The 15,190-nt window shown below is 66.3% G+C and carries 18 protein-coding genes and 1 pseudogene; 10 read left to right on the top strand and 9 right to left on the bottom strand.

What is annotated here, in order from left to right; all coding sequences use genetic code 11:
* Positions 1-175: 175 nt before the first annotated feature.
* The 4 genes from AB0I14_RS19575 to AB0I14_RS19560 all read right to left on the bottom strand — a co-directional run bounded on the left by AB0I14_RS19575 (position 176) and on the right by AB0I14_RS19560 (position 3,242).
* Complete coding sequence (locus tag AB0I14_RS19575; protein WP_358025000.1) at positions 176-520, bottom strand: cupin domain-containing protein; 345 nt, start codon at positions 518-520, stop codon at positions 176-178.
* A gap of 91 nt (positions 521-611) precedes the next feature.
* On the bottom strand, positions 612-1,334 hold the full coding sequence (locus AB0I14_RS19570; RefSeq protein WP_358024998.1) for a hypothetical protein: 723 nt from the start codon (positions 1,332-1,334) through the stop codon (positions 612-614).
* A 114-nt stretch (positions 1,335-1,448) separates the two neighbouring features.
* Complete coding sequence (locus AB0I14_RS19565; RefSeq protein WP_358024996.1) at positions 1,449-2,330, bottom strand: alpha/beta hydrolase; 882 nt, start codon at positions 2,328-2,330, stop codon at positions 1,449-1,451.
* A 108-nt stretch (positions 2,331-2,438) separates the two neighbouring features.
* A complete protein-coding gene (locus AB0I14_RS19560) occupies positions 2,439-3,242 on the bottom strand; it encodes a helix-turn-helix transcriptional regulator (protein ID WP_358024994.1) in 804 nt (267 codons plus the stop codon).
* Positions 3,243-3,325: 83 nt separating this feature from the next.
* Here AB0I14_RS19560 and AB0I14_RS19555 point away from each other — a divergent pair, with 83 nt between their 5' ends.
* From AB0I14_RS19555 to AB0I14_RS19520, 8 genes and pseudogenes are all read left to right on the top strand, one after another.
* Positions 3,326-4,234 (top strand): alpha/beta hydrolase, encoded by a 909-nt coding sequence (locus tag AB0I14_RS19555; protein ID WP_358024992.1) that lies wholly within the window; start codon positions 3,326-3,328, stop codon positions 4,232-4,234.
* An 11-nt stretch (positions 4,235-4,245) separates the two neighbouring features.
* Positions 4,246-5,085 (top strand): MBL fold metallo-hydrolase, encoded by an 840-nt coding sequence (locus tag AB0I14_RS19550; protein WP_358024990.1) that lies wholly within the window; start codon positions 4,246-4,248, stop codon positions 5,083-5,085.
* A 27-nt stretch (positions 5,086-5,112) separates the two neighbouring features.
* Positions 5,113-5,835, top strand: coding sequence for a flavin reductase family protein (locus tag AB0I14_RS19545; protein ID WP_358024988.1), 723 nt, complete (start codon positions 5,113-5,115; stop codon positions 5,833-5,835).
* The gene (locus AB0I14_RS19540) at positions 5,832-6,164 is read left to right on the top strand and encodes an alpha/beta fold hydrolase (protein ID WP_358024986.1); all 333 of its coding nucleotides are present in this window, start codon (positions 5,832-5,834) and stop codon (positions 6,162-6,164) included. Before AB0I14_RS19545 ends, AB0I14_RS19540 begins: the two co-directional genes overlap by 4 nt.
* 21 nt (positions 6,165-6,185) lie before the next feature.
* The gene (locus AB0I14_RS19535; RefSeq protein ID WP_358024984.1) at positions 6,186-6,962 is read left to right on the top strand and encodes a nuclear transport factor 2 family protein; all 777 of its coding nucleotides are present in this window, start codon (positions 6,186-6,188) and stop codon (positions 6,960-6,962) included.
* Complete coding sequence (locus AB0I14_RS19530) at positions 6,959-7,810, top strand: MBL fold metallo-hydrolase (RefSeq protein WP_358024983.1); 852 nt, start codon at positions 6,959-6,961, stop codon at positions 7,808-7,810. Before AB0I14_RS19535 ends, AB0I14_RS19530 begins: the two co-directional genes overlap by 4 nt.
* A gap of 10 nt (positions 7,811-7,820) precedes the next feature.
* Positions 7,821-8,540 carry a hypothetical protein gene (locus AB0I14_RS19525; RefSeq protein WP_358024982.1) on the top strand — a complete coding sequence of 240 codons (720 nt, stop codon included), beginning with the start codon at positions 7,821-7,823 and terminating at the stop codon, positions 8,538-8,540.
* A gap of 82 nt (positions 8,541-8,622) precedes the next feature.
* Positions 8,623-9,789: pseudogene (locus tag AB0I14_RS19520) on the top strand (YbfB/YjiJ family MFS transporter); the annotation flags it as partial.
* 42 nt (positions 9,790-9,831) lie between these two features.
* Here the strand turns inward: AB0I14_RS19520 and AB0I14_RS19515 are convergent.
* Entirely contained in the window at positions 9,832-10,764 is a 933-nt protein-coding gene (locus tag AB0I14_RS19515) for a LysR family transcriptional regulator (protein WP_358024981.1), read from the bottom strand.
* Between the two features lie 116 nt (positions 10,765-10,880).
* Here AB0I14_RS19515 and AB0I14_RS19510 point away from each other — a divergent pair, with 116 nt between their 5' ends.
* The gene (locus AB0I14_RS19510; RefSeq protein WP_358024979.1) at positions 10,881-11,594 is read left to right on the top strand and encodes an SDR family oxidoreductase; all 714 of its coding nucleotides are present in this window, start codon (positions 10,881-10,883) and stop codon (positions 11,592-11,594) included.
* Positions 11,569-11,994: an SgcJ/EcaC family oxidoreductase gene (locus AB0I14_RS19505; RefSeq protein ID WP_358024977.1), complete on the top strand. Its 426-nt coding sequence runs from the start codon at positions 11,569-11,571 to the stop codon at positions 11,992-11,994. Before AB0I14_RS19510 ends, AB0I14_RS19505 begins: the two co-directional genes overlap by 26 nt.
* On the opposite strand, the gene AB0I14_RS19500 is transcribed toward AB0I14_RS19505, so the two are convergent.
* The 4 genes from AB0I14_RS19500 to AB0I14_RS19485 form a co-directional block, all read right to left on the bottom strand.
* Positions 11,991-12,314 carry a hypothetical protein gene (locus AB0I14_RS19500; RefSeq protein ID WP_358024975.1) on the bottom strand — a complete coding sequence of 108 codons (324 nt, stop codon included), beginning with the start codon at positions 12,312-12,314 and terminating at the stop codon, positions 11,991-11,993. The two genes, AB0I14_RS19505 and AB0I14_RS19500, sit on opposite strands and share 4 nt — an antisense overlap.
* 153 nt (positions 12,315-12,467) lie before the next feature.
* Entirely contained in the window at positions 12,468-13,505 is a 1,038-nt protein-coding gene (locus AB0I14_RS19495; protein WP_358024973.1) for a zinc-dependent alcohol dehydrogenase family protein, read from the bottom strand.
* 132 nt (positions 13,506-13,637) lie between these two features.
* Positions 13,638-14,090 carry a hypothetical protein gene (locus AB0I14_RS19490; protein WP_358024971.1) on the bottom strand — a complete coding sequence of 151 codons (453 nt, stop codon included), beginning with the start codon at positions 14,088-14,090 and terminating at the stop codon, positions 13,638-13,640.
* A 149-nt stretch (positions 14,091-14,239) separates the two neighbouring features.
* Positions 14,240-15,187 carry an LLM class flavin-dependent oxidoreductase gene (locus AB0I14_RS19485; protein WP_358024969.1) on the bottom strand — a complete coding sequence of 316 codons (948 nt, stop codon included), beginning with the start codon at positions 15,185-15,187 and terminating at the stop codon, positions 14,240-14,242.
* Positions 15,188-15,190: the final 3 nt, after the last annotated feature.

Here is a 15,190-nt window from a genome sequence, read left to right as displayed (position 1 = left end):
CACGGTGTCCGACGCCGCAACGGCCGCCGCGGTGTACACCAGGTGAGCCTGATGACCAAGGACGCCACCGCTCCGGTGAATCCGTCGGTTTCGATCGACGTCGACGCGGCGGGCAACGTGGTCAACGTGCTCGGCCACCGCTGATCGCGTCCTCCAGCGCCGAGCTCGAACTGTCTCAGGTGTGCGGCCCCATGACCTTGACGACGGTGAGCAGCACCACCGAATCGGTGAGCGCCTGCAGGCTGTGCCGGGTGCGCGGGATCACGATGTGATCGCCGGGCGAACCTTCCCAGCTGGCCTCGGAATTGGCCAGCTTGACCCGGCCCTCGATCACCTGCAGCGTGGCTTCGCCCGGGCTCTCGTGCTCGTCGAGCCCGGTGCCCTCGGTCATCGCGATCAGTGTTTGGCGCAGTTGGTGCTCATGCCCGCCGTAGACGGTATGGGCACTGCGTCCACTGTTGGCCGTGCGGGCTGAGGCCAACTGCTGACGGGCAATCGCGGTGAGCGAGATCTTCTCCATACCCAGAATCGTGCCACCTCCGGCGGCCGCGTAGGCGTGGGTCGCGATATGTATCCCGGGTGCGCGACCTCCGACGCGCGGCCGGTCACGCTCAGCTGACCGTGACGTCGTCGATGTCGATGGTCACGGTGACCATCTCGCGCCGCGGTTGGCCGGCATCGTCGCGGACGTAGACGATGCGATTCATCGGCAACACGATGCCGTCGACCATCAGGTGGTTCTCGGAATAGTGGGCAGCCGGGGAGTTGCCGGCGATGTCGACGTCGTAGTCGCGGCGGCGGATCAGGCCGTCCGAATCGACGTAGAGGGTTTGATCGGTGCTGTGCGTGGCGATGCTGTCGGGGTAACGCACAGCCAGCCGTCGCCACGTCTCCCCGTCCTCGCTCCATTCACCGAGCTCCTCGGTGTACACACCGGGGAAGGTCAGGGAGTACGGCTCGGACAGGTAGGTCCACATCGCATATCCGGCGAAGTAAGCCAGTTGGAGCGGCGTCCACGGGGTCTCGAGCGTGTGCCCGTCGAAGGATTCGCGAGGCGACGTCAGGGTCTCCACGACCTGTGGTGACGCCCCGTCGGTTTCGATCAGCACCTGCTGCGGGCTGTACGAAGAATGAAATCCTGGCCGCGGCAGGGGGCTGTGCCAGGCTCGTTGACTCTTGGGCTCGATCTCAACGATCGAGTCGTCGAGGATGCCGTCGACACCCTTGAGCTTCCATAACCCGCCGCCGATGATCTGGTGAATGCGGATGGAATCGACCTGCTTCCAGCGATCCAATCCCCCATGGGCGGCGATGACTTCGTCGAGCAGTTTCATTTCTTTTCAGCTCCTTTGATGACGGGGTAGGTGCCACACCAACACTGCGGCTGCGCCTCGGCTGTTGGAAGGCCGCGGAGATCCTGGTACCCGTAGGGACAGGGTGAGTTTCGGCTACACCGCGTCGAGGAAGGCTGCGGTGTCGGCAGCGAATTCGTCGTGGTGCTGGAACAGGAAGCCGTGCGCCGAATCGGGATAGATCTTGACGTTGGCCTGCGGGATCAGCCCGGCCAGCAGATGGCTGAAGTGCGGCAGAATCATCGGATCGCTGTCGCCGTTGACGATGAACACCGGCGCGCTGATCGCGCTGACTCTTTGCAGGGCAGCATGATCGGGAATCCCCCAGGTGCTGACTGCGTCATACTGCGCCTGCATGGTCGCCCAGCTGGCGGGCGCATCGGCATCCTCGGGATGGGTGAAGGTACGGGCGAATACCCGGCCAAGCACCTCCTGGCCCGTCGCCCGGCTCGACGGCGACGGGCTGAAGAACACGTCGAGGTAGCCGGCCGGATCGGGCTCCGGCTGCCCCACCGCCGCAACTACTTCCGGCGCCCATCCGTGCATGCCCGCAGCACCGCGCGGGGCTGACGATGCCAGCACCAATCGGCTGACCAGCGCGGGCCGGATCAGTGCGATCTCCTGCGCGACGAAGCTGCCTATCGAGAAGCCCAGGACATCGACGCGGGTCAGGCCTAGCGACGTGATGAACGCGATGGCGTCGCGTGCCATCTGCTCGACGGTGTCCGGCGTCGTTCCGGACGATCCCCCGACGCCGACATTGTCGAAGGCCACCACCCGGCGGTTCACCGCCAGGGCGTCGACGAGGGCGGGGTCCCAGTTGTCGAGGTTGCCGCGGAAGTGCTGCAGCAGCACCAGTGGTGTCGCGTCGGGGTGTGCGCCGGCGCCTACCTCCCGGTAGGCGTACTCCACCCCATTGGCTGCGGTGACCACCTTGTTGGTGGCGGTGGCATAGCTTGATTCCAAAGCGGTTCCCATGTCGGTTCCTCCAGTGCGCTGATCGATGGACATCTCCACCGTGGCGCGAGCCCGAACCGGCTGGGGACACCCCGCCGATCCTGGGAGCGGCAGGAGCAGGCTCAGCAGCTATCCCGAACGGAGCTCGTCAAGGGCCTTCGCTGAGGCGCTGCCCGGCTCGGCGCGAAAGATGATCAGGTGCTGCCCACCTGAATGGGGTACGTGCAGGCGATTGCGTTGCAGGTACATCTCGCCCACCCGTGGATGACGCACATGGGTGATACCCGGGCGGTACCCGACGTCGGCCCGCGCCCAGAGCTCACGGAATCGTTCACTGACAGAAGACAGTTCGTCGATTATCCGGTGCAGCCGCGGATCGTCTGGAGTACTGCCCGCGACTTCGCGCAGCCCACTGACCGCGATGTCGGTGGCCTCGTCCCAGTCGACGAAAAACTCCCGCGCGGCGGGATCCAGTAGGCGCCATTTCAGGAAGTTCTGTCCGGGCTGGAACGCCGGCGCCAGCGCCCGGGCAACCGGATTGGCGGCCAGCACATCCTGGTACCTGTTGGCGACGATCGCCGGCATCGGGAACTGGTCGATCAGCTCATCGAGTCCGTCGGCAGCTTTCTCGAGATCACTCTGTTCCCAACGTGTTCCGGTCTGCCCGGCGAGCTGGTGCAGGTATTCGGTGCCCTTGATGTCCAGTTGCAGCGCACGTGCGAGCGCTTCGAGCACCTGCGCGGAGGGATTCTTGTCACGGCCTTGTTCCAGCCGCAGGTAGTAGTCGGAACTGATCCCGGCCACTAGGGCCAGCTCCTCGCGGCGCAGCCCGGCAACCCGCCGTCGGGCACCGCCGAGAAGGCCTACATCCTCGGGACGCACCTGCTCGCGCCGCGATCGGAGGTAGTCGCCCAGGGCGTTGCTCTTCACCACCTGATGAGCGTAAGCCTGTCCCCGCCAATACCAGGATCAACGTGGCGTTCCCACGGCACTTCGGGCGGTCCGAAGGTGGAAGCATGACCGAACGACAGGACATCGAGTTCACCGCCGAAGGCGGAGTGACGCTACGCGGCTGGTTGTTCCAACCGGAGTCTCCGGGTCCACATCCCGCCATCACCATGGCGCACGGGTTCGCCGGGGTCAAAGAGCACGGGTTGGAGCGCTTCGCCCGACTCTTCGCCGACGCGGGGTTCGTGGTGCTGGTACACGACCACCGGGGTTTCGGCGCCAGCGACGGGTCACCGCGATTCGACATCGACCCGTGGGTACAGATCGCCGACTGGCGGCGAGCCATCTCGTTTCTGGAGAGCCGCCCGGACGTCGACTCCGACCGGATCGGTGTCTGGGGCAGCAGCTACGCGGGCGGGCACGCCATCGTGCTCGGTGCGACCGATCGCAGACTGCGGGCAGTCGTCGCACAGGTACCCACCATCAGCGGCTACCAGCAGAGCCTGCGCCGCGTGGCACCCGATCAGGTCGCCAACCTGCAGGCCCAGTTCATCGAGGACGAGCGGGCCCAGTTCCGTGGCGATCCCCCGGCCCTGCAGGCGGTGGTGAGCAGCGCTCCTTCGGTTCCGGCCGCCTACCGGTCCCCCGATGCGATCGCGTTCTACACCCAGCCGACGACGCCGGAGAACGCGTGGCACAACAGCATGACGATCCGCTCGTCCCGCGCGGCGCGGATGTACGAGCCGGGCACCTGGATCGACCGGGTATCCCCCACGCCGCTGCTGATGATCGTCGGCCTGCAGGACACCATCACGGTCACCGATCTGGCCCTGCAGGCCTACGAACGGGCACTTGAGCCCAAGCGGCTCGTGACCATCGCCGGCGGACATTTCGACCCCTACCTGGGCCAGTTCGATCAGGCCGCGGGCGCGGCGCGGGACTGGTTCGCGCAATACCTCACCCAATCCGAATTGTGAAGGGAAACATCATGACCGCACTGCGCTATGAGGTAATGGTCCACGACGGCTTGCCCCGCCATCGTGAACAGCGCCTGCCCGATGGCAGTCCCATTGTGTCCTCGCCGGTGGCGTCCACGCTCGTCATAGGAGAGCACGACGCCGTGCTCGTGGATCCGCCGTTCACCCACGATCAGGTGCGCCGTACCGCCGACTGGATCGAGAAGTCCGGCAGGACATTGAAATACATCTACGCCACCCACGGCCATGGCGATCACTGGTTCGGCACCGACCTGCTGCTGCAGCAGTTCCCCGACGCCGTCGCCTACGCCACCGAAGGAACCATCTCGAAGATGCACCAGCAAGCCGTCGAGGGTCGTGCTCAGATGTGGGACGTCGACTTCCCGGGCCAGATCCCGCCGAGCCCGGTTGTCTACCAACCTGTTCCGACCGACGGGCTGATGTTGGAGGGCGAGCGTCTGGTTCCGGTCGAGGTCGGCCACACCGACACCGACGACACCACGGTGCTGTACGTGCCCTCGATCGGGTTGGTGGTGGCAGGCGACGTCGCCTACAACGGCGTGCATCAATACCTGCTGGAAAGCGCCCACGGCGGAATCAAGGCCTGGCTGCAGGCACTCAACAAGGTTGCCGAGCTACAGCCTCGCGCCGTGGTGGCCGGGCACAAGAACAGGGAGCTTCCCGATGATCCGGCGATCCTTGCCGAGACTCGCGACTATCTGCTCGACGCGCAGCGGCTGATCGCCGGAAAGCCCAGCCCTCGCGAGTTTTTCGACTACATGATCCGGCTCTACCCGGACCGGCTCAACGTCGGCCCGGTCTGGTACAGCGCCGTAGCGCTGCTGTCTTGATTCCCTCACCCGAAAAGGAAAAAGCACATGATCATCGATGCGGACGACCTGGATCCCACATCCAGCTACAAGCTGCTCATCGGCAGCGTCCTGCCCCGCGCGATCGCCTGGGTCAGCACCAGTTCGGCCGAGGACGTGGGCAATATCGCGCCGGTCTCGTTCTTCACGGTCGTCGGGCGGATGCCACCCATCCTGTCCATCTCGCTGCAACCGCGCTCGGACGGCGTCACCCTCAAGGACACGTTCGTCAACATCCGCGACACGGGCCAGTTCGTGGTCAATGTCGCCACGATCGCCCAGGCCGATGCCGTGCACCGGTCGGCTTTCGAATTCGACTCCGGTATCGATGAATTCGAGGCGCTGGGCCTGACCAAAGCGCCTTCGGAGACCATCGCGGCGCCCCGCATCGCCGAAGCGCCGATCTCATTCGAATGCGTGGTGGACCGCATCATCCCGATGCCGCCGCTGCCCGACCATGTGGTGTGGGGCCGGGTGAAGCGGATCCATGTGCGCGACGACCTGTACCTGTCGCGCGGGCGCATCGACGTCGGCGCGCTGAACGCCTTCGGTCGCCTCGCAGGCGAATACACGATGGTCGACAACATCTTCACCACCCCGCTGCCCGAGGGTCTCGCCGAGACGCTGGCCACCCAGCGCGCCGAACGGCTCGACGGCAAGGCCGCCGGCTACTCCCCGATCGACACCGCCGACTGGTCACCGTCCGGCGCGACGAAGGCGGCTGCGCAATGAACACCATGCTGCTCATCCACGGCTTCCTCGACGACGTGCACGTCTGGGACGACCTCGTCTCCGAATTGCCCCATGACGTCGACGTCATCCGCTATCAGCTGCCGGGCTTCGGCACCCGCGCCGGGGACGTGCCCGCTGAGCTGACATTGACAGCGCTGGCCGCCGAGGCCGGCCGGCTCCTCGACGACGTCGACTCTGACGTCATCGTCGTCGGGCAGAGCCTCGGCACTCAGGTCGCCGAACTGGTCGCTGCTGCCCACGCCGGGAAGGTCACCGGTCTGGTGCTGATCACCCCGGTCCCCCTCGGCGGCACCCGGCTCCCCGAATAAGCCCTCGCACCCTTCCGGACCTTGGGCGGCGATCCCGCTGCCCAGCGCACGGCTCGATCCGGCCTGTCCCCGGCCCTCACCGACGCACAACTCGACCGGCTCACCCGGGCCGGCGTATCGGCGCGACCGGACGTCGTCAGCCGCTACGTGGACGTCTGGAACAACGGGGTGCCGGATGCGCCGCCGACCAGTGCTTTCACCAGACCCGTTCTGGTGATCCGGGGCAGCGCAGACGCCTTCGTCACCGCCGACCTGATCGCCACCATCACCTCGCGCTTCCCGGAACCCCGCCAACAGGTCATCGACGGGGGCGGGCACTGGTCGCATGTCGAGTTCGCCGACCAGATCGCGGCCGCCATCGTGGCATTCACCGACGAGATCGCGGGCGGCGCAACGGCCGCGGGCTGGCGTCAGGCGTTTGCCGAGCAGTCGCAGGCCGGCTTCGCCGATACGTTCGCCGACGATGTGGAGCTCGATGCCACCACGCTGGTGAAGCCCGTCGTCGGCCGGGACGCGGTCGCCACCGTGCTCGGCGTCGCCAGCTCGATCTACGAGACGCTGGAGTTCACGGCTGAGACCAGCGACGGTTCGACGAGCTATATCCAATGGCGGGCAACAGCTTTCGGCGGCATCGCGATCCGGGGCATCACGATCCTGGAGCGCAACGCCGAGGGGCGCATCGTCTCGGCCGCGATCCACCACCGGCCGCTGGGCGCCGTGTTGCGGTTCTCCGCCGAGATTCGCGATCGCCTCGCCGGGGCGATCCCGTCAACGCATTTCCTCCAGGAGGCACGATGAACGCCTTACAGCACCGGGTTTTCGTCACCGGACAGATCCCGCAGTCGGGCCGCGGCCCACTCCCCGACGGCAGCCGACGGATGTGGTCGCCGATCGCGTCGACGCTGATCACCGGTTCCCGCGACGCGATCCTGGTCGACCCGCCCCTGACCATCAGGCAGGCAGCCGAGGTCGGCGACTGGATCGAGGCGTCCGGCCGGCGGCTGACCGGGATCTACGTCACGCACGGGCACGGCGACCACTGGTTCGGCGCCATCCCGCTGCTCCGGCGTTTCCCGGGCGCGCAGGTGTACGCCACGGCGGGCACCTGCGCGCACATGACCGCGCAGAACTCACCGGAGTTTCGAGCCTCTTTCTGGGACACGGTCTTTCCCGGGGAATTGCCGACCGGCAACGTCGACGTCAGGATCGCCGACGAAGGCGGGTTCGAACTCGAAGGCCAGCGACTGCTGCCGGTCGAAGTCGGCCACACCGACACCGACGCCACGACCATGCTGTATGTCCCCAGCACCGGCCTGCTCGTCGCCGGGGATGTCGTCTACAACGGTGTGCATCTGTATCTCACCGAATCCGGCGGCGTGGCGGGACTCGACGAGTGGCTGGCCGCACTGGACATTGCCGAGAGCCTGATGCCGGCCACCGTGATCGCCGGCCACAAGAATCCCGACGCACCCGACGAACCGTCGCAGCTCGACGCCACCCGGCGTTACTTGACCGATGCCCGCCGGCTGATCGAATCATCCACCGGCGCCGACGATTTCTACCGCGACATGCTCGCCATCCACCCCGACCGGATCAATCCGGGTGCACTGTGGGGTGCGGCGATTACCCTGTTCCCACCAGACTGACGAGGTTGAGATGACCAACTTGGTAGCGGAAGTATTGGACGCCCATGGCGGCGTGGCGCGCCGGAACGAGTTTTCGCACGTCGAGGCGACGATCGTGACCGGAGGCAAGCTCTGGGCGCTCAAAGGCCAGCCACAGGACGCCGTACCTCGGCGGATGGCCGTCAGCCTGCAAACGCAGTGGGCTTCGGTGCAGCCGTTCGGCGCACCCGACCAGAAGACCGACTTCACGCCCGGTCGCGTCGCGATCGAGAAGCTCGACGGCCGCGTCATCGCCGAGCTGCCCAGTCCTCGTGAGTCATTCGCCGGCCACGAGCTGGAAACCCCGTGGACTCCGCTGCAGCGCGCTTACTTCAACGGTTACGCGCTGTGGAACTATCTGACGGCGCCGTTCCTGATGTCGTTGCCGGGCTTCTCGGTCGAAGAGATCGACCCGGTCACCGACCGCGGCGAGACGTGGCGCGGCCTGCGGGTGCACTATCCCCCGCACATCGCCAGCCACAGTCCGGTGGAGGAGTTCTATTTCGACTCCAACCACCTGATCCGACGTCACGACTATCGGGTCGACGTGGCCGGCGGGTTCGCCACCATGCACTACACCGACGACCACGTCGAGGCCGACGGCATCAAGGTCCCGACGAAGCGCCGGGCGTACCGGTGCGATTCGGCAGGACAGATCCTGCCCGACGAGCTCATGGTCGCCATCGATCTGAGCGATATCCGGTTTTCCTAGGACATCGACAGGACTTCAGGTACGCGCGTTCGCCATCTCAGCGACAAGCGCTACGCCCAACTCATCGAGGCGTTGCTCGCGGATGTCGGCAACACACCCTTCCTGGTGTTCGACGGCTGAGACCTTCGCGATACAACCCTTGGGAGGATCGGCCTCCCAGCTAGAAGGCAGTCGATCGTGGCGCGTCAGGCCGCGCCCGCGACACCCTGTAACGATGCCCACAGCCCCCTGGATACACGTCGCACGGACCGCGGCAATCCTGGCCGCCGCGATGGGGATCGGACGTTTCGTCTACACCCCGATCCTGCCGTTGATGACCGCGCACGCCGGCCTCAGCACCTCGGCGGCGGGCCACCTGGCCACCGCCAACTATGTCGGCTATCTCGTCGGCGCGGTGGCCGGCGCGTGCTCGGCCCGGCTATCCCGTTCGATGTCCGCGTGTCGGGCGTCGCTCATCGTGCTGGTGGTCAGCCTGGCGGCGATGCCTTTGACCGGCAATGCCTTCGGTTGGATGGTGCTGCGCCTGGTCGCCGGGGTGGCCAGTGCCCTGGTGTTCGTCATCGCCATCAACACGGTGCTGGATCATCTGCACGGCCATCCTCCGCACCTCCCGGGTTGGGCCTTCGGCGGGGTCGGCGTCGGCATCGCCTTGTCGGCCGCGCTGGTGTTCGGACTACCGCCACGGGCCGGGTGGCAGGGAGCGTGGTGGCTGGCCGCCGGGCTCACCGCGGCGTTGAGCGTCGCCGCTTGGTTCATGCGCCCCGCCACAACGACGACCGACGTGAAAGCTCCTGCCGACCAACGAAAAACGACGCGGCGTCCATTCGCCCTGCTCTTCGGCAGCTACACCCTCGAAGGCGTCGGGTACATCATCGCCGGCACCTTTCTGGTGGCCGCCATCGCGCAGCAGTCGCCGGGCCGGCTGGGCACCGGTGCGTGGCTCGTGGTCGGACTGGCAGCGATTCCGTCGGCCGCGTTGTGGGCACGGTTGAGTTCCCGTTTCTCCCACCCCGTGCTGCTCACCGGGGCGCTGCTGCTGCAGGCCGGTGGAATCGGGCTCGCGTGCGCCGGAACCGGCCTCGCGGCACTGATCGGCGCCGTGCTGTTCGGCGGCACTTTCATCGGAATCAGCACGCTGGCACTGGCTGCCGGTCGGCTGCTGCAGTTCCCGGGAGCTGTCGCGCTGTTGACCGCGGGCTACTCCGTCGGCCAGATCATCGGACCGGTTGCGGTGTCACCGTTCGTGCACAACGGGTTTCGGATCGCACTGGCTGCAGGCGCACTTGTGGTGCTACTCGCCGCCGTCGCCGCGATCTCGATGCGGGTCGTCGGCGGGCAACCACGCTCCGGTGTCACGGATCCCGAGGTCCCCGACACCGCTGGTGAACGCGTCGATCACGGCGCGCACGGCCGCACTGTCCTCGTCGCGGCGCCAGACCAGTGACCACGTCCACAGCGGCACCGGCGCCAGCACCGGACGCCGGACCAGGTCCTTGGGCAACGGCGCGTCCTGCCCCTTGGGGTTGTTGAGCACCGGCCGCCGCAATTCCCGGACGTGCTCGAAGAAGGTCGGCCCGGTGACGCCGCCGTCGTCGGTGCGCATGACGCGCGCCCCTGTGTCGGCCGCGAACTGCTCCCCGTACCGGTTCCACGACGACCAGCTGGCGGCGTCGGCATCCACCAGCACCAGCACATCGGAGGCCTTCACCGGCGTCTCGTCCACCCCCGCGGACAGGGCGTACAACCTGTCGACGCCCATCAATCGGGCGTCGAGCCCCAACGCGTCGAGGTCGCCGGTCTGCACCCAGCAGATCGCGAGGTCCAGGCTGCCGTCGGCGACCCGCCCGGCCTGGGTGTGCGACGGCATCACCCAGGTGTCCACCCGCAGCTGCGCCAGTCCGGCCGCTCGCTCCGCCAGATCACCCGGACACCAGTTCACGTACCCGACCCGCACCGGCTCTGTCATCGCCATCCCCGTTGCGCTCCTGCGCAATTCATCAGCCTGCTGGATCAGCGCCCGCGCGCCCGGCAGAAGGGCGGTACCGGCCGCGGTGAGTGCGACGGATCGGCGATCACGGTCGAACAGCTGCACCTTGAGGTCGCGTTCCAGCGCCTTGATCTGTTGGGAGAGCGACGGGCCGGCGATACGCAGGCGCTCTGCTGCGCGCCCGAAGTTCAGCTCCTCGGCGACGGTCACGAAATACCGCAACTGGCGCAGTTCCACCGAACGAGCGTAGTAGGCGGAACCTCTCAGAAACGAGCTATCCGGTCACACCGTTCGGACATCACCGCGCCCGCGAATGCGTTGAGCAGTACATCCGACCAGAAGGGACCACCCCAATGAACACCTCACCACGCGTCGCAGTCATCACCGGCGCTTCCCAAGGCATCGGCGAAGGCCTGGTAGCGGGCTACCGCAAGCTGGGCTATGCCGTCGTTGCCAACTCCCGCAATATCGGCGAGAGCGACGACCCGATGGTGCTCGCGGCACCGGGTGACATCGGGCAGCCCGGAGTGGGCAAGCGGGTGATCGACGTCGCCGTCGAGCGCTTCGGCCGTGTCGACACCATCGTGAACAACGCGGGCATCTTCATCGCCAAACCGTTCACCGAGTACACCGACGACGACTACGACGCCGTCACCGGGGTGAACCAGCGTGGATTCTTCGAGCTGACTCGAGCCGGGATCGCCGCGATCGAGTCGCACGGCGAAGGCGGCCACGTGGTGAGCATCTCCACGAGCCTCGTCGACCATGCGAACTCGCAGGTGCCCTCGGTGCTGGCGTCCCTGACCAAGGGCGGGCTGAACGCAGCCACCAAAGCGCTGGCCATCGAGTACGCGTCGCGGGGCATCCGGTCCAATGCCGTCGCGCTGGGCACCATCCGCACCCCCATGCACTCACCGGAAACCCATGAGTTTCTGTCGGCCCTGCATCCGGTCGGCCGCATGGGCGACATCGACGATGTCGTCAACGCAGTGCTGTACTTGGAGCAGGCCGGGTTTGTCACCGGTGAGATCCTGCACGTCGATGGAGGTCAAAGTGCCGGGCATTGATGAGGCCGCGCGGGTCCTCCGAGATGTCCTCGACGAGTGGCAGGCCGGCATCGCTGCCCACGATTCCCAGCGGGTGGCCGACGTGTTCACCGAGGACGGGATCTTCCAAGGGCTACATCCCTACAGTGTCGGCCCGCTGGGAGTGTTCGATTACTACGACTCCCAGCCGGTCGGGCTGACCGTCGACTACCGGATCGACGAGATCCGCCGGCCGGCCGAGGATGTCGTCCTCGGCTATCTGCGCGCAGACTTCACCCGACCCGACGGCACGGTGATCCCGCTGAACCTCAGCGTCCTGATCACCCGTGCCGATGTGGGCTGGCGGATCGCGCACTATCAGGTCAGTACAGTTCCCGGGCCCGCCGGCGTCCCCGGCGGGGCCGGCGGGGCCGCAGACTAAATCACCCGAAGTGAATCTCCGTCGTTGCCGAACCGGCCCCGGAGCTGGACCAGTAGACGCTCGGCCTCGGCGATGCGCGCGTACAACCGGACCAGCGCTTCCGGCATCGGCGCTTCGGCCACTCGGCTGCGTTCGCGAAGGCGTCGCCACCGGAGTTCGGCGGCGACGAGAAGGTCGCGCAGCTCGGCGATTTCGCCGATCAGAATATCCTCGAACAGCCGGGATTGAGCAACGTCAGCGCTGTGCACGGGCTTGGAACAGTCAACCGGGGAGGGCGCGGGCGGAGCCATGCGCGGCTGGGGGTTGAACACCGCGACCATCTCTGACCCGACTGTCGGGGCAGAGATGTGTCCGCTTCCGAATTCCCGTGAAATCAACGTCACGAGGGGACCATGGAGCACGCGACGATTCCAGGTCACTGCGAATGATTCACCTGGAATACGTCTTGTAGTCACCTTCCAGTCATTCGGTGATTATCCGGCGGGGATCACCTTTGGCTCGAACACCAGCAACGGCTTACCTCCGTGCTGGGGAGCTTCGGCCAGAAAGACAGCATCGCTGAACTTTTCGACCGGGATCGGCTGGCCCTCCGGAACGCGCAGGGCCCCGCTGGCAGCGAGTTGAACCGTCCGGTTGATCGTCGCGGCCATGCGATCTTTCGGGGTCTCGGTGAGCCAGCGAAACAGCCAGAATCCCCGAACGGACTTGGTTTCGTAGATCAGTGAGCGCGCGAAGATCGGAACGGTGAGTTTTTCGGGATCCGTCTGGCGATGCGTGGACAGTGCACCGTAGACCACCAGCTCACCACCCGGCGCCAGAGCCCGCGACACGTCCGCACCCACCTGACCGCTGACGCAGTCGATCGCCTTGGACACGCCGCCCTGGCCCGCGATGTCGGCCACCCGTTCACGCAGGTCCTCATCCTCGGTGCAGATCACCGCCGTGCCGCCCAACGCGAGGATGTCCTCGACAGCGGATCGACGGCGCACCACGTTGAGGGTCTTGAAGCCGACGTGTGTTCCGAGCTGGATGACCAACTGGCCGACGGTTGAACCGGCCGCCGTCTGCAGCAGCCACTCCCCCGGCCGGACGTCGAGCACGTCGCCGGTCAAGATCACCGCGGTGAGCGGATTGCTGAGAAGCTGGGCGGACGTCGACATACTCATCCCGGCGGGAACCGGCAAGACCCGCTCGGCATCGGCAACGACATACTCCTGCCACGTGCCGGTGACACCGATCGTCACGACGCGCTGCCCGACCGTCAGACCTTCTGTGTCGCTGCCGATTTCGTCGATGAAACCGACAGATTCGATTCCGGGTACTGCGGGGAACTCCGGGGTGAATCCGTATCTGCCGCGGATGGTGTGCAGATCGCTGGCCTCGACAGGCACCGCGGCCACGCGGATCCGAACTTGGCCGGGACCGGGTTCCGGAATCGGGCGGGCCTGCAGGCGCAGAACCTCGGACGGCTCGCCCACCGTCTCGGCGACGACACACCGCATCGTTGCCATCTTCCTGATGCTCCTTCAGTCGGATCCAGATCTGAGGGCGGTTCGGGTTCCAGAGCGTCATTCCCGACTCGTAATGCTGTCACGCCCCTGGCCTCGCGTATTGACTATCGCGACGCCGCTACGGGTCGCCGCTCATCCCTGGACGGCCGCGCGAGCCTCGATGGCCTTGACGCTGTTACTGAACGCCTTGGCCAGCGAGCGCTTTCCCACCGTGCCGAGCACGCCCGCGACAATTCGTCCTCTGAGATTCTTGCCCTCGCGCACCAGCACGGCGTCGATCTCGGTCGTACCATCGGGCTGGGGCGTCAGCGTATAGGTGTGTCCCGAAGCGCCACCGAAGAGATTGGAATCGACGGTCGTGAGGACCACGTACTCCGGATTTGACCAGTCGTAGTGCAGACGTTCCCAAACGCCACCCGAACCCTCCGTTACATCAGCCTCATGCGGCCCCAGGCTGTGCACTTTGAGGTAACCATCGGCGCTGTTCTTGAAGAGCGTCGATCTACCGGGCCCAAAATCGGTCAGCCCGGCGACGAACTGCTCGGGTGTTGCGGTGGTCGTCTCGTGGAAACGGATGATGGCCATTGCGCGGTCCTCTCAACTGGTGTTCATTGTCGATGGACCCAACAACCACCCGATATCCGTCGCTCATTCCACCAATTGGGCTGCCAGCCAGACCTTGTCGATCCTGGTATTCGCAGGGACAGGCGGGGATCAAGCCGCCAACAGCAGACTCAGACCAGCGCGGGCAGCACCTTGTCGGTGAGCAGCTCGACGGACTTCCATGCCTCGTCCACCGGCATGCCACCGACCAGGGGATGCATGACGAGCGGCCCATACTGGTCGGCGCCGCGGATCTCGGCGATGAGCTGCTCGGGCGTCAGGATGCGGTACCGCCCCGACTCCCTGACCTCCTCCAGCGTGCGAACTCCCGGCAGATGCATGAGTGAGCGCTGATCCACCGACCAACCGCCGTATGTGACTGCTTCCCAGAGAATGTGCTCGCCCAACTCGGCCCAGGCCTGGTCGGGATCTTCGTGCAGATAGACCATGCCGCGGTTGACCGCCCCGGGCATCAGGACGATCGGCGTGGTGCCCTTCTGCTCACACAGTTCGCGGTAGTAGCCGGCGATCTCGGGGAGATGGTCAACCAGGCTCAGCGGCAGACCGAATCGCGCCGCCCGCCGTGCGGTGGCCCGCACCCCGCCGCCGACGAACAGCATGGGATGCGGCCGGGTCCAGGTACCCGTTTCGGCCCAGACCGACAGCATCCGCGTGATCAGGTCGTCCATCAGCTGTCCGCGCTGGCTGAAATCCACTCCGAGCGCGCCATATTCGACGTCGCGATAGCCGAGGCCCACGGTGGTGTAAAGCCTTCCGCGGCTCATGTTGTCCACCAGTGCGATGTCCTCCGCGAGCCGGACCGGATTCCACAGCGGCCCGAGCGCGCAGTCCACACTGGCGATCAGGGTCGAGGTGCGGGCCAGGAACATGCCCGCAGCCAGGATCGGGTTGGAGCTCCAGCCATGCCCGGTGGCGTGGTGCTCGTCGACGCTCACCGACGTGATGCCCCTGGACTCACCCCACTGAGCCAGTTCCAGCGCGGCCGACAATAGCCGGCTCTGCGTGCGTGGGTCTCCTTGCGGGGAGGCGAAATTGAACCGCAATACCGTCAGCGCCATGGG

It is taken from the genome of Mycobacterium sp. NPDC050441, assembly GCF_040655355.1.
GTDB lineage: Bacteria > Actinomycetota > Actinomycetes > Mycobacteriales > Mycobacteriaceae > Mycobacterium.
This window is presented reverse-complemented; position numbering and strand designations above follow the sequence as displayed.

Coding starts and splice junctions, on each gene's coding strand:
- AB0I14_RS19575 (WP_358025000.1), bottom strand. CDS start 520: ATGGAGAAGATCTCGCTCACCGCGATTGCCCGTCAGCAGTTGGCCTCA.
- AB0I14_RS19570 (WP_358024998.1), bottom strand. CDS start 1,334: ATGAAACTGCTCGACGAAGTCATCGCCGCCCATGGGGGATTGGATCGC.
- AB0I14_RS19565 (WP_358024996.1), bottom strand. CDS start 2,330: ATGGGAACCGCTTTGGAATCAAGCTATGCCACCGCCACCAACAAGGTG.
- AB0I14_RS19555 (WP_358024992.1), top strand. CDS start 3,326: ATGACCGAACGACAGGACATCGAGTTCACCGCCGAAGGCGGAGTGACG.
- AB0I14_RS19550 (WP_358024990.1), top strand. CDS start 4,246: ATGACCGCACTGCGCTATGAGGTAATGGTCCACGACGGCTTGCCCCGC.
- AB0I14_RS19545 (WP_358024988.1), top strand. CDS start 5,113: ATGATCATCGATGCGGACGACCTGGATCCCACATCCAGCTACAAGCTG.
- AB0I14_RS19540 (WP_358024986.1), top strand. CDS start 5,832: ATGAACACCATGCTGCTCATCCACGGCTTCCTCGACGACGTGCACGTC.
- AB0I14_RS19530 (WP_358024983.1), top strand. CDS start 6,959: ATGAACGCCTTACAGCACCGGGTTTTCGTCACCGGACAGATCCCGCAG.
- AB0I14_RS19525 (WP_358024982.1), top strand. CDS start 7,821: ATGACCAACTTGGTAGCGGAAGTATTGGACGCCCATGGCGGCGTGGCG.
- AB0I14_RS19510 (WP_358024979.1), top strand. CDS start 10,881: ATGAACACCTCACCACGCGTCGCAGTCATCACCGGCGCTTCCCAAGGC.
- AB0I14_RS19505 (WP_358024977.1), top strand. CDS start 11,569: ATGGAGGTCAAAGTGCCGGGCATTGATGAGGCCGCGCGGGTCCTCCGA.
- AB0I14_RS19500 (WP_358024975.1), bottom strand. CDS start 12,314: ATGGTCGCGGTGTTCAACCCCCAGCCGCGCATGGCTCCGCCCGCGCCC.
- AB0I14_RS19495 (WP_358024973.1), bottom strand. CDS start 13,505: ATGGCAACGATGCGGTGTGTCGTCGCCGAGACGGTGGGCGAGCCGTCC.
- AB0I14_RS19490 (WP_358024971.1), bottom strand. CDS start 14,090: ATGGCCATCATCCGTTTCCACGAGACGACCACCGCAACACCCGAGCAG.
- AB0I14_RS19485 (WP_358024969.1), bottom strand. CDS start 15,187: ATGGCGCTGACGGTATTGCGGTTCAATTTCGCCTCCCCGCAAGGAGAC.